This window comes from Micromonospora sp. LOL_013 (assembly GCF_048060315.1).
Lineage (GTDB): Bacteria > Actinomycetota > Actinomycetes > Mycobacteriales > Micromonosporaceae > Micromonospora_E.
Genome location: NZ_JBHMIQ010000025.1, coordinates 66,344 through 78,892 on the forward strand (window position 1 = coordinate 66,344; position 12,549 = coordinate 78,892).

Below are 12,549 nucleotides of genomic sequence, written 5' to 3' on the forward strand. Positions count from 1 at the left end.
ACTCGAGACGACAGAGTCAGCGACATGGGGCTAAGCCTGACGCATCTCACGCGATGAGTCAACTGATCTCACATCCTGGGCGGGTAGCGGCGCCGCACCGGCGCTGGCCTGCTGATCTTCGCTGGAGCGGCGGCGACCGCCGATTCCATGCCGGTTACCGGACGACGTCGCCGCCGACAGCATCGCCTCCAGATGCTCGGCCGGCACCCCCCACCCGAACAGCGCGCCCTGCCCGAACCGGCAGCCCGCCTCCACCACGACGGCAAGCTCCGCCTGGTTGGTCACGCCCTCGGCGATGACCTCCAGACCCAGCTGGTGCCCGAGCCGCATCACCACGTCGACCATCGGCGCGAACGCCCGCCGATTCGGCAGCGGCGGCGCGACCGGACCCTGCTCGGCCACCAGACTGTGGTCGATCTTGAGAATGTCGATCGGCAGGTTCCGCAGCTGGCCGAGCGACGAATAGCCGGCACCGAAATCGTCCAGGGCGATCCGTACCCCGGTGGCGCGCAGCGCCTTCAGCCGGCGGATCAGCTCCGCGAGATCCCGGGCGACAGCATGTTCGGTGACCTCCAGCACGAGGCGTTGCGACGGCACCCGGTGCCGTCGCAACGCCTCGTCGACCTGCAGCACGTACTCCGGGGCGTGCAGCTCGTGCGGTGACACGTTGACCGACACCCAGACGTCGTGCCCCTCGGCCAGCCAGCGGGACAGCTGCCGGCACGCCTCGTCGAGCACCCAGGCACCCAGCCGGCTGATCATCCCGCACTCCTCGGCCAACGGGATGAACTCGTCCGGTGGCACCTTGCCCAGCTCCGGATGGTGCCACCGGATCAACGCCTCGGCCCCGACCGGCCGTACCGACGGCACCGCCACCACCGGCTGGAAGGCCAGCCGCAGCTCGCCGCGGTCGATAGCGCCACGCATCTCGTGCTCCAGCCGGACCCGGCGACGCTGGGCCTGGTCGTAGGAGACGTCGTAGCGCTCCACCCGGTTCTTGCCCCGCTGCTTCGCCGAGCGCAGCGCCAGGTCCGCGTTGCGCAACAGCGTCGGTACGTCCTGCGCGGTCGAACAGCAGGCCATCCCGATACTCGCCGACACGTAGATCGGCCCCTTGTCATGCGGGTACGGCTCGTCGAGGGCGCGCAGGATCCGAACCGCGACGCGGTGCGCCTGCTCCGGGTCGGACGACGACAGCAGTACGGCGAACTCGTCACCGCCCAGTCGGGCGGCCAAGCCCGCCCCGGCCAGCTCGGCGGCCAGCCGCCGGCCCACCTCGATCAGCACCGCATCGCCGACGTCATGGCCCCGCATGTCGTTGACGGTCTTGAAACCGTCCAGGTCCAGGGTGAGCAGCCCGCCGGGACGTTGACCGGTGACACAGTCGTAGAGCTCACGCAGCAGCGCCCGCCGGTTGGCCAGCCCGGTCAACGGGTCGGTGTGCGCCAGGTTGCGGAAATGGGCCTCGCTGGACGCCAGCCGGGCGGCGTACCGACGCACGTCGAGCAGGGCCAGATACTGCCGGCCGACCAGGATGAAGCCCTCCAGGCTGCCGACCGCCACCGCGACGGTGGTGAACTCGCCGCCGCTGGCCACGTGGTAGAACCCGGCAGCGGCCATCACCACCATCGGGAGGAACACGTAACCGGCCCCGCGCGGCACCAGGCCGGCCGACGCGCTGCCGCCGCACCCCGGCCGTCCCCCACCGAGCCAGACCAGCACCAGCCCGACCGGCAACCCGACGGCACCGGCCAGGACGAGCCCCACACCGTACTGGCAGATGCCCGCCGCCGCAGCGAGGCCGCTGAGCCCGATCAGCACGGCGCCCGCGCCGCCGAGCAGCGAACCGGCCGGATGCCGGCCGCTGTGCAGCGCGGTCATCACCGCCACCCCGATGATCGCGACGACGGTCGCGGTGGCCAGCGCGACCGCCGGGCAGGCGGTCGGGGTGGCCGCGCCCAGCAGCCGGGTCGGTGGGGCGACCAGCACCCAGCCGGTGAACCACAGCGCCGCACCGACCGCCAGGCAGTCGAGCAGGTGACGCGCGGTCGGCGCGGAGCGCCCGGCGGGGCCCGGCAGCCGCAGCAGGCCCCAGATCAGCAGCAGTCCGCCGAACGCACAGCCGACCGCGACGACCGTGGCGAGCAGGCTCCGCTGCGACTGTTGCCGGTCCCACTCGGCGGCCATCGCGACGGCGCCGGCCAGCCCGGTGAGCACACTGAAGGTGGTCAGCCCAGCGCCGACCGCGAGCAGTCGATGGGCCCGGTCGGATGATCCGTCCCGGCGGCGGGCCACGACGAACAATGAGCCAGCGCCCAGCGCAGCAGCCAACCCACTCGCCAGCGCGAGCTCCTGCATGCCCGAGGGGAGGTGCACGGCACAACTCTGCCGGATCGGCGCTGGATAGTGGTGCCGGGGTGCGGGTTTGCCCGCAGAAACATCCCGACACGTGAAACGCGCCACGGCTGGGGCCGCCGGCGCGGCAACCGTGGTGTAACACTTGTCGAATGCCTGAGCTGCGGTCGAGGACCTCCACCCACGGTCGGACGATGGCCGGCGCCCGGGCCCTGTGGCGGGCCACCGGAATGACCGACGACGACTTCGGCAAGCCGATCGTGGCCATCGCCAACAGCTTCACCCAGTTCGTGCCCGGCCACGTACATTTGAAGGACCTCGGCGGGCTGGTCGCCGACGCGGTCGCCGACGCCGGCGGGGTGGGGCGCGAGTTCAACACCATCGCCGTCGACGACGGCATCGCCATGGGCCACGGCGGCATGCTCTACTCGCTGCCCAGCCGGGAGCTGATCGCCGACGCCGTCGAGTACATGGTCAACGCGCACTGCGCCGACGCGCTGGTCTGCATCTCGAACTGCGACAAGATCACCCCGGGGATGCTGCTCGCCGCGCTGCGGCTGAACATCCCGACCGTGTTCGTCTCCGGCGGCCCGATGGAGGCCGGCAAGACCGTCGCCGTCGAGGGCGTCGTGCACGCCAAGCTCGACCTGATCGACGCGATGATCGCCGCGTCGAACGACGCCGTCACCGACGCTCAGCTCGACACCATCGAGCGGTCCGCCTGCCCGACCTGCGGCTCCTGCTCGGGCATGTTCACCGCCAACTCGATGAACTGTCTTACCGAGGCCGTCGGGCTGGCGCTGCCGGGCAACGGCTCGGTGCTGGCCACCCACGCCGCCCGCAAGGACCTGTTCGTCGAGGCCGGCCGGACCGTCGTGGAGATCGCCAAGCGGTGGTACGACGGCGACGACGCCTCGGTGCTGCCCCGCGCCGTCGCCAGCCGGGCCGCGTTCGAGAACGCGGTCGCCCTGGACGTGGCGATGGGCGGCTCCACCAACACGGTGCTGCACCTGCTGGCCGCCGCCCGCGAGGCCGAGCTGGACTTCGGCGTCGCCGACATCGACGACATCTCCCGCCGGGTGCCCTGCCTGGCGAAGGTCGCCCCGAACACCCCGAAGTACCACATGGAGGACGTGCACCGGGCCGGCGGCATCCCGGCGATCCTCGGCGAGCTGGACCGGGCCGGCGCGCTGCGCCGCGACGTGCACGCGGTGCACTCGCCGTCGCTGAGCCGTTGGCTGGCCGACTGGGACATCCGGGGCGGTAGCGCCACCGACGAGGCGGTCGAGCTGTTCCACGCCGCCCCCGGCGGGGTGCGCACCACCGAGCCGTTCTCCACCACCAACCGCTGGTCCAGTCTGGACACGGACGCGGCGCAGGGCTGCATCCGCGACGTGGCCCACGCGTACTCCGCCGACGGCGGCCTGGCGATCCTGCACGGCAACCTGGCCCCGCAGGGCGCGGTGGTCAAGACCGCCGGGGTGCCCGACGACTGCCTGATCTTCCGCGGCCCGGCCAAGGTGTACGAGTCGCAGGAGGACACCGTCTCGGCGATCCTGGCCGGCGAGGTGGTCGCCGGTGACGTGGTGGTGGTCCGCTACGAAGGCCCCAAGGGTGGGCCGGGCATGCAGGAGATGCTCTACCCGACCTCGTTCCTGAAGGGGCGCGGCCTCGGCCGGGCCTGCGCGCTAATCACCGACGGCCGGTTCTCCGGCGGCACCTCGGGGCTGTCCATCGGGCACGCCTCCCCCGAGGCCGCCTCCGGTGGGCTGATCGCCCTGGTCGAGCCGGGCGACGAGATCGTCATCGACATCCCGGCCCGCAAGCTGGAGCTGAACGTGCCCGACGAGGTGCTGCAGGCCCGGCGGATCGCCCAGGAGAAGCGGGACCGCCCGTACACCCCGGTCGACCGGCAGCGGCCGGTGTCGGCGGCGCTGCGGGCGTACGCCTCGATGGCCACCTCGGCCAGCGACGGCGCGTACCGCCTCGTCCCGGAGTGACCCGCCGCCACCCGCAGCGACCCGCCGCCGGGTAGGCGACGTCTGCGCAGCTCACCCCCGTTCGTCGAACATCTGTGCGATGATGGCGCGGTGGCGGGTGAGGCCAGCATCCTGCACGCCGACCTGGACGCGTTCTACGCCTCGGTCGAGCAACGCGACGACCCCCGGCTGCGCGACCGGCCGGTGATCGTCGGCGCCGGCGTGGTGCTGGCCGCCAGCTACCAGGCCAAGGCCCGCGGCGTACGCACCGCGATGCCCGCCCGGCGGGCCCGGCTGATCTGCCCGGAGGCGGTGGTGGTGCCGCCCCGGATGGCGGCCTACACGGCGGCCAGCCGGGCGGTGTTCGAGGTGTTCCGGCAGACCACGCCGCTGGTCGAGCCGCTCTCCATCGACGAGGCGTTCCTCGATGTCGGCGGGCTGCGCCGGCTCGTCGGAGCGCCGGCCGACATCGCCGCCCGGCTGCGGGTCGCGGTCCGCGACCAGGTCGGGCTGCCGATCACCGTCGGAGTGGCCCGGACCAAGTTCCTGGCCAAGGTGGCCAGCGGCGTCGCCAAACCGGACGGGCTGCTGGTGGTGCCACCCGACGACGAGTTGGCGTTCCTGCACCCACTGCCGGTCGAACGACTCTGGGGCGTCGGCCCGGTCACCGTCGGCAAGCTGCGCGAACGCGGCATCACCACGGTCGGCCGGGTGGCCGGCCTCGGGGAGGCGGCGCTGGTCAGCATCGTCGGTGCCGCCGCCGGCCGGCACCTGTACGCCCTCGCCCACAACCAGGACCCGCGCCGGGTCCAGACCGGCGGCCGACGCGGCTCGATCGGCTCCCAGCAGGCGCTCGGCCGGGCCAGCCGGGACCCGGCCGACGTGGACGCGATCCTCGCCGGGCTGGTCGACCGGGTCGGCCGGCGGATGCGGGCCGCCGGGCGCACCGGACGCACGGTCACCCTGCGGCTGCGGTTCGGCGACTTCACCCGGGCCACCCGCGCCCACACCCTGCCCCGGGCCACCAACCAGACGTCGACCATCCTGGACACCGCCCGCGACCTGCTGGCCGCCGCCGGACCGATGATCCGCGAACGCGGGCTGACCCTGGTCGGCGTCTCGGTCGGCAACCTCGACGACGGGCAGGCCACCCAGCTGGCGTTGCCCCTCGGACCGGCCGACGCGCCGCCGGAGGCACCGGCGCGGCGCTCCGTCGGCCGGCCGGTCGACCGGTCGGGCACGCGGCCGGTCGACGGGCCGGCCGGCAGGCAGGAGAGCCTGGACGCCGCGCTCGACGCGGTCCGGGACCGGTTCGGGTCCAGCGCGGTCAACCGGGCGGTGCTGCTCGGCCGCGACCTCGGCCCCGCCGCCCCACTGCTGCCGGACTGACCCGGCCCTGGCAGCGACGGCCCGTGTCAGGCCGGCCTCGGAGCTAGCATCAGGCATGCGCGGTCCCCTCACCCTCACCGTGGCCCAGCCGCCGACCGTCGGGCATGACGTGGCGGCCAACGCGCTCGCCCACGCCGACGCGGTCCGGACCGCCGGCGCGATGCGGGACGGTGACGCACAGCCAGCCGCCGGCCAGGTGGTGCTGTTCCCGGAGATGTCGCTGACCGGCTACGAACTCGACGCGGCACCGGTCGACCCCGACGATGCCCGGCTCGCCCCGATCGTCGACGCCTGCCGCGAAACCGGCAGCCTCGCGCTGGTCGGCGCGCCGGTCACCGGCGACAAGGGACACCGGCACATCGGCGTACTCGCGGTCGACGGCGGCGGTGCGCGGGTGGCGTACCGGAAGATGTTCCTGGGCGGTGCGGAGCCGGCGCACTTCACGCCCGGGCCGGCCCCCGCGGTGGTCGAGGTCGCCGGCTGGCGGCTCGGCCTGGCCGTCTGCAAGGACACCGGGGTGCCCGAGCACGCCGCCGTGACCGCCGCGCTCGGCATCGACGCCTACCTGGCCGGTGCGGTCGACGCGCCCCACGAATCGGTCGTCCAGCAGCAACGGGCTGCCCGGGTCACCGCCGCGCACCGGGTCCGGGTGGCGATCGCCAGCTTCGCCGGCGGCACCGGCGGCGGGTACACCGAAACGGCCGGCCGGTCCCGGATCTGGGCACCGGACGGGCGGCTGGTCGCCGAGGCCGGCCCGCAGCCCGGTGAGCTGGCCCGGGCCACCTTCAGCTGAGGCCACCGGTCAGTGAGCCGGTCGGTCGACGCCGCCCGGTCAGTCGGTCGGCGCCACTCGATTGGTCGGCGCTGCTGCCGGCCACAGCTCGACGGCACCGGCCGCCGCCTGCCGGATCAACTCACCAGAGATCTCCACCCGGCTGTGCGGGATGTCCCGCGCCGGCCAGGCGCATCCCACCGTCACCGGACCGTCCGGCGGCAGCGGCCACACCCAGAAGCGGGCGTCGTGCCGCTGCTGGTCGGTGCTGGCCGCCACGGGCGACAGCAGCGGGCCGGCGGGTTCACGGTCGGCCGGCACCGTGCTCCGGTGCAGGCTGCTCAACGCCGTCCCGTCAGCGAACCGGACCATCACCTGCAAGCCGCCGACCCCGTCGACCGGGGTACGCGGCCGCGGCGCCCCCGACGCAGCGGCAGCCGGCTCCCGCGCCGGACCGGCGGCGGTGGCCGGTTCCGGGGCCCGCAGGATCGCGCTGATGTCGAACTCGAAACCTGTCGGGTACGCCAGCAGACTGGTCAGGATCACCGCGGCCTGATCGCTGCGGGCCAGCAACAGTTGCCCGGCGACCACACCGCCGAGCACCGCCACCGGGCGGGCCAGCCACGGACGCGGCGGAACGCCTGCCTGCTGAGGATCTGCGGTATCCATCGGCTAACCATGCCACGAACCTGGCATTGGTCAATGGTGCCGCAGCGGCGGGCGGTCAACGGCACCGCCGCCGGCCGCACCCGACACAATGGCGGTCATGACGACGGAGGAACGACCCGGGTCGACGCCGGACCACACCGTCGCCGGCCTCCTGCCGACGACCCGGCGGGCGCTGCTGCACCGACTCGCCGTCGGCCAGGTCGACGGGCGGGCACCGTCGATGGTGGCGGCGGTGGTCCGCGCCGACGGGCTGGCCTGGGCCGCCGGCCGAGGTGAGGTCGACCACGGCACACCGGACGCGGCGACCAGCTACCGGATCGGGTCGATCAGCAAGACCTTCACCGCAGTGCAGGTGCTGCTGCTGCGGGAGGCGGGCCGGCTGGAGCTGACCGATCCGATCCAGCGGCACCTGCCCGGCTGCGGGGTCGCGGCGACCGTGGAGCAGTTGCTGGCACACACCGGCGGGCTACCTGCCGAGCCGCCCGGCCCGTGGTGGGAGCGCACCCCCGGCGAGCTGCGCCCCGAACTGTCCGACGTGCTCGGGCCGGCGTCCGACCGACGGCCGGCCGGGCACCGCTACCGCTACTCGAATCCCGGGTACGCGCTGCTCGGCGCCGCCGGAGAATGCGGACCCGGACTGCGGGTACGGCCTCGGCCTGCAACTGCTCCGCCACGAAGGTCTGGAGCTGGCCGGGCACACCGGCTCGGTACCCGGTTTCCTCGCCGCGCTGTGGACCTGCCCCGACCAGGACGTCGCCGCTGTGGTGCTGGCCAATGTCACGACGGGACCGCAGATCGGCGAGATCGCCGCCGACCTCCTCAAGATCGTCGCTGACCGGGAGCCGGTGATCCCGCCTCCGTGGCGGCCGGCCACCGATGTCGACCTGACGCTGGTCGACCTGACCGGACCGTGGTACTGGGGTGCGCGCCCGGTGGCGCTCCGGCTGCTCGGCGACGGCACCCTGCAGCTCACCCCGATCGGCGTGGCCAACCGGGGCACCCAATTCCGACGTACGGCTGATGACCGATGGTTGGGCTTCAAGGGCTTCTACGCCGACGAGACGCTGCGGGTGTGCCGGGACGCGGCCGGCGCGGTCAGCCATCTCGATCTCGGCACCCTGGTGCTGACCCGGGGGCCGTACCAGCCGGCGACAGCGGTGCCGGGCGGGGTCGACCCGGCCGGCTGGCGTGCCGGCTCCGGCCAGCCGACCACCGGGACCGGCCGGTCGGTCAACGGATCCGCTGGCTGAGGATCTGGCCTGGCCACGGGCCGTCCGGCTGGTCGATGGTGAACGGCTCCGCGGCGGTGAACCCGGCCCGCTCGTAGTAGCGGACCAACGCCCGGTCACCACCGGCGTAGCAGTCGACCCGCAGCAGGGTCGCGCCGCGTTCGACGGCGAGCGTCCGAGCCCGGTCCAGTAGCGCCTGGCCGACCCCCCTACCCGCCCATGACCGGTCGGTGACCAGCAGGTTCACGTACAGTTCGGGTTCGTTGACCGGCGGCGCGTAGGACCGGGCCGTGCCGACGGCGAGCGCCCCGACGACCCGCTCACCACCGTCGCCGACCGGCACACAGGCCAGCACCAGGCCGCTCTCCTTCGCCCACCCGGTGACCGTCGCGATCCGACGTGGGTCGGTCGACTGCGGTTCGGTCCCCCACTGACCGGTACGGCCGTGTTCGGCCAGCCAGCGGACCGCGTCGTCGAGCAGCGCGAGGACCGCCGGGACGTCCGCCTGAGCGCCGGCCCGGTGGTAGATCCGAACCTGGTCGTCGAAGCGGTCGCCGCCGACGGTGTCACGTTGCATGCCGGACATCCTGCCGTCTCGGCCGAGGTGACGTCGACCGGGCAGGACGTCGATCACAGACCCTTGCCCGCCGGGCACATCGACGCCGGTCTTCCCTGGTCAAGGCGGTGCCTCTCGCCGGTCCAGCGCAGCGCCTCCCCACTGGTCAGCGCGGCACCGGGCACGGGTTGGCAGCCGGGTACGGGCCGGCACCGGCCCGCCGCCCGTCGACTGCGACGACGGCGACCTGCCAGCTGACCGACGCCACGGACATCCGCCAGACCTGCCCGGTGGCGGTGTCCCCGGAGACCGTCATCGCCACCTCGCCGCCTTGCGCCGGCACCGCGCCCGGCGCGGCGATGCCGCCCGGACCGCCGGCACCGGGGCCGGAAGTCGACTGCGGGTCGGTTCCCGACCCTTGCGTGGGAGCCGTGGTCGGCGGTTGCGTCGAACCGGCCGCGCCGCTGGTCCAGGTGAGCACCGCCGACTCGACGGTGCCACCGGTGACGGTGGCGACGACGGTCAGCTGGTAGCGGCTGGATCCGGTGCAGGAGACCCGTGCCTCGGCCTGGACCGTCAACGGCGGCACCGGGTCGGCAGGACCGCTCGGCTCGGGAGCGCCACCGGCCGGCCCGGTCGGGGTCGGCGTCGGCGGTGCCGGTTCGCTCGGGGTGGCCGTCGGCGCGCTGCTGGCCGACGGCGTGGTCGGTGGCGCGGCCAGACCTGGCGACCCGGCCGGCGCCGACCGGGCGGTGTCGTCGACCGCACCCAGCCGGGGCACCACCACGGCACCGCCGATCAGCAGGGCCAGCACGGCGGCCGCCGCCAGGCCGGCCAGCAGCCGACCTCGACGCGGCTCGCCCCGGCGGGGGAAGCCGGTGGCCGGGTCGAACCGGCCGGCCCGCTGCTCGATCCGCGCCCGGGCCGCCGCCTGCCCGGCGTCGGCGCTGGTCAGCTGCAGCCGGGGCCAGAGCTCCGCCGGGACGGCGAGCATCGGCAGCGTCGCGTACGCGGAGAACAACGCGGCCGGGCTGACCTGCCGGCGGCGCCGGTCGTCGCAGGTCGGGCAGTTCTCGATGTGCCGGCTGACCCGCTTGCGCAGCAACACGGTGAGGGTGCCGTCCCAACCGCGTAGCAGCTCACCGAGGGTCGGGCAGTCGTCGGCGCCGGTGCGGGCCACCAGCAACGCGCCGATGGCCCGTTCGAGTTGGGTCCGGGCCCGGGACAGCCGGGCGTGCGCGTGGCTGTCGGAGACCCCCAGCACGGCACCGACGTCGGCCGCGGACAGGTCGTGCCGGATGGCGAGCTCGATCACCTGCCGGTCACCGGGGTTCAGCCCGGCCGCCGTCGACCGGACCAGCTCCCGCAACTGTTCGGCACCGAGCCCGGTGACCGGGTCGACCGGCGTGGCGGGCAGCTCGCCTACGTCATCCAACGGCAGCTGCCGCCGCTGGCCACGGATGACCCGCAGGCACTCGTTGCGGGCGATGGCGTACAGCCACGGGCGCAGCCGCTCCGGGTCGCGTAGCTGCGCCGCCCGCTGACCGGCCAGGACGAACGTGTCGTGGACGGCGTCGGCCGCCCCGTCCGCGTCGCGCAGCATGAACCGGCAGTACGTGAACAGCCGGTCGGCGTACGCGCGGTAGGCACGGTCGAGGCCGCGCGGGTCACCGGCGACCAGCGCGGCCACGATGGCACGATCGTCCACGCGGGCAATGCTAGGCGGCGTGGTCGAGGACGGATCGTCACTGTCGCCAATACTCCAGTTGGTAGCGCGACGGGTCGGGCTGCCCGTTGCCGTGGCCGATGAGGCAGAGCCGGGTGTTGCCGGCCGCGACCAGCCGGGCCCGTTCGGCGTCGGCCGCGCTGGCCAGGAAGAGCAGCGGGGTGGCTGCGGCCCGCAGCCCCCAGCCGTCGCCGTCGGGTCCGTGCACCGCCAGCTCCGCCGGGTCGTACGTGATGCAGTCGAAGTGCGGAGCGGGTCCGAACGGCAGCCCGGACGGGCCCTGGAAGTAGGTGATGATGTAGCGGTGCCGGTCGGCGCGGTCGTTGTCCCGGCCGATGAAGCAGAGCCGGGTCCAGTTGCGGGCCACTTTGACGCCGTCCTCGGCGTCGGTCTTGGTAGCGAAGAGTTTGATGGCGTGGCCGCCGTCGCGCATCCGCCACGCGTCGCCGCTCTGCTCGATCGTCAGATTCGCCGGGTCGTACGTCACACAGTCCTCGGCGGCCGGCTGCACGGGCGGTTCCGGTTCCCCGCCGTCACCGCCGTCGCCGGAATCCCCACCGTCGGGGTGGTCGGCGTCGCCGTCGGTGCCGCCGCCGTCACCCGGATCGCTGCCATCGCCGGGGTCGGCGCCGTCGGTCTGCGGCTCGCCGGTGCCGGCCGACCCGCTGCCGCCGACGCCGGTCGGCGCGCCACCGAGTCCGGCTGCCCCGGACACCTGGCCACCGTCCGAGGCCGCGTCGGCCCGCCCCGAGCCGGACGGGCCGCAGGCCGCCAACGCCACCGCGAGCAGCACGCCCAGGACGGCGGCGGCGACGAACGTGACGGTGCCCCACCGCCAGGTCGACCGCCGCGCCAGCACCCCGAACTTGGTCGTGTAGATCATCTGGTCCTCCAGCCTCTCCGTGCCAGGTGGGTCGACGCCCCACCTGGGTCAATCGGGTTCTGCCCGGGTCGCGGTACATCCGGCGACGCCGCCGGACACAGGTGAGAGGCAACGGCCGGCCGATGACCAACAACTTTTTCTCAGTCGGCGTCGCGGCGACAGACACCGGCAGGACCGCGCGGGTCGCCGGCCATCGGCGCAGTCCACCGGTGAGGGGGTCACCTAGATTCGGGGCCAGCTTTGTTGACTCGGCAACTTTCTGCATCGATCGTTACATCGACGCATACCACTTCGATCGCGGGCCGAAGCGACCCTCGGCCCCTTCTGCCAACCGTCCCGAGAGGACACCGATGCATAGATCCGTCCACCGAGTCGCCGCAGGTCTCGCCGCCGCCCTGGTGACCACGCTGACCGCGACGCTACCGGCGTCGCCCGCGGCCGCTGGCGAGCCGGTCCAGAGCCCCGACAAGGGTCTGGTCCTCTACTCGAGCTACCCGACGGAGGTAGTCGGCAGGCAGTCCGCACCGGACGATGTCTGCCGCCAGGTACCGGCCGACGCGACCTGGCTGCTCGCCTGGAGCGGCGGTTTCCGCTCCGTCCCCGGATACCGGACCTCCGACTGCAGCGGTCCGGCGACCGAGCCCAACAGCTTCCACAGCTGGCCGAAGGGCTACTTCCTCACCTACAAGGCTGACAGACCAGCCTCTTAGCGGACACCGGCGAGATCCCTCGGCACCGTGAACCGGCCGGCCGGCCCGTTACCGCGTCAGCGATCGCGGTACGCGGGTCGGCGGCCGAGCACCCTAGAGCCGTTGTGTCGTCGGCTGCCGGTTGGTGAGCTGGGATCGCCGCATCCCGCCGATTATGGCGGGCACCTCCCGGCGAACACAACGTCACCCCACCGGTTCGGAGGTACCGGTCGAGCTTGATGCCAGAGATGCATCAAGATGCACCTGCGGCATCACGTCCGGAAGCACTTTCGGTTCCCGGG

At 73.6% G+C, this 12,549-nt stretch carries 10 protein-coding genes and 1 pseudogene; 6 read left to right on the forward strand and 5 right to left on the reverse strand.

From position 1 onward, the window contains the following. Positions 1-30 precede the first annotated feature (30 nt). Positions 31-2,358 (reverse strand): putative bifunctional diguanylate cyclase/phosphodiesterase, encoded by a 2,328-nt coding sequence (locus ACFHWS_RS17985; protein ID WP_416553781.1) that lies wholly within the window; start codon positions 2,356-2,358, stop codon positions 31-33. A gap of 149 nt (positions 2,359-2,507) precedes the next feature. Here ACFHWS_RS17985 and ilvD point away from each other — a divergent pair, with 149 nt between their 5' ends. The 3 genes from ilvD (at position 2,508) to ACFHWS_RS18000 (ending at position 6,516) form a co-directional block, all read left to right on the forward strand. Beyond that, positions 2,508-4,355, forward strand: coding sequence for a dihydroxy-acid dehydratase (ilvD, locus tag ACFHWS_RS17990; RefSeq protein WP_416553703.1), 1,848 nt, complete (start codon positions 2,508-2,510; stop codon positions 4,353-4,355). 90 nt (positions 4,356-4,445) lie between these two features. Continuing rightward, on the forward strand, positions 4,446-5,723 hold the full coding sequence (gene dinB, locus ACFHWS_RS17995) for a DNA polymerase IV (protein WP_416568604.1): 1,278 nt from the start codon (positions 4,446-4,448) through the stop codon (positions 5,721-5,723). A 55-nt stretch (positions 5,724-5,778) separates the two neighbouring features. After that, positions 5,779-6,516 (forward strand): carbon-nitrogen hydrolase family protein, encoded by a 738-nt coding sequence (locus ACFHWS_RS18000; protein WP_416553699.1) that lies wholly within the window; start codon positions 5,779-5,781, stop codon positions 6,514-6,516. Between the two features lie 39 nt (positions 6,517-6,555). Here ACFHWS_RS18000 and ACFHWS_RS18005 read toward each other — a convergent pair whose 3' ends face one another. Next, complete coding sequence (locus ACFHWS_RS18005) at positions 6,556-7,164, reverse strand: hypothetical protein (RefSeq protein ID WP_416553697.1); 609 nt, start codon at positions 7,162-7,164, stop codon at positions 6,556-6,558. A gap of 220 nt (positions 7,165-7,384) precedes the next feature. Between ACFHWS_RS18005 and ACFHWS_RS18010 the strand changes: the two are divergent. Beyond that, a pseudogene (locus ACFHWS_RS18010) lies at positions 7,385-7,720 on the forward strand (serine hydrolase domain-containing protein); the annotation flags it as partial. 130 nt (positions 7,721-7,850) lie between these two features. Then, positions 7,851-8,414: a hypothetical protein gene (locus tag ACFHWS_RS18015; protein WP_416568616.1), complete on the forward strand. Its 564-nt coding sequence runs from the start codon at positions 7,851-7,853 to the stop codon at positions 8,412-8,414. On the opposite strand, the gene ACFHWS_RS18020 is transcribed toward ACFHWS_RS18015, so the two are convergent. The 3 genes from ACFHWS_RS18020 to ACFHWS_RS18030 all read right to left on the reverse strand — a co-directional run bounded on the left by ACFHWS_RS18020 (position 8,395) and on the right by ACFHWS_RS18030 (position 11,558). After that, entirely contained in the window at positions 8,395-8,970 is a 576-nt protein-coding gene (locus ACFHWS_RS18020) for a GNAT family N-acetyltransferase (protein WP_416568605.1), read from the reverse strand. The genes ACFHWS_RS18015 and ACFHWS_RS18020 overlap by 20 nt on opposite strands. A gap of 145 nt (positions 8,971-9,115) precedes the next feature. Beyond that, complete coding sequence (locus ACFHWS_RS18025; protein WP_416568606.1) at positions 9,116-10,657, reverse strand: sigma-70 family RNA polymerase sigma factor; 1,542 nt, start codon at positions 10,655-10,657, stop codon at positions 9,116-9,118. Between the two features lie 37 nt (positions 10,658-10,694). Continuing rightward, on the reverse strand, positions 10,695-11,558 hold the full coding sequence (locus ACFHWS_RS18030; RefSeq protein WP_416568607.1) for a hypothetical protein: 864 nt from the start codon (positions 11,556-11,558) through the stop codon (positions 10,695-10,697). Positions 11,559-11,908: 350 nt separating this feature from the next. On the opposite strand from ACFHWS_RS18030, the gene ACFHWS_RS18035 reads away from it, so the two are divergent. Further along, on the forward strand, positions 11,909-12,268 hold the full coding sequence (locus ACFHWS_RS18035; RefSeq protein WP_416568608.1) for a hypothetical protein: 360 nt from the start codon (positions 11,909-11,911) through the stop codon (positions 12,266-12,268). Positions 12,269-12,549 lie beyond the last annotated feature (281 nt).

Bases quoted from the DNA above. Each gene is read 5' to 3' on its own strand.
- ACFHWS_RS17985 (WP_416553781.1), bottom strand. From the start codon at position 2,358: ATGCAGGAGCTCGCGCTGGCGAGTGGGTTGGCTGCTGCGCTGGGCGCT.
- ilvD (WP_416553703.1), top strand. From the start codon at position 2,508: ATGCCTGAGCTGCGGTCGAGGACCTCCACCCACGGTCGGACGATGGCC.
- ACFHWS_RS18000 (WP_416553699.1), top strand. From the start codon at position 5,779: ATGCGCGGTCCCCTCACCCTCACCGTGGCCCAGCCGCCGACCGTCGGG.
- ACFHWS_RS18005 (WP_416553697.1), bottom strand. From the start codon at position 7,164: ATGGATACCGCAGATCCTCAGCAGGCAGGCGTTCCGCCGCGTCCGTGG.
- ACFHWS_RS18020 (WP_416568605.1), bottom strand. From the start codon at position 8,970: ATGCAACGTGACACCGTCGGCGGCGACCGCTTCGACGACCAGGTTCGG.
- ACFHWS_RS18030 (WP_416568607.1), bottom strand. From the start codon at position 11,558: ATGATCTACACGACCAAGTTCGGGGTGCTGGCGCGGCGGTCGACCTGG.
- ACFHWS_RS18035 (WP_416568608.1), top strand. From the start codon at position 11,909: ATGCATAGATCCGTCCACCGAGTCGCCGCAGGTCTCGCCGCCGCCCTG.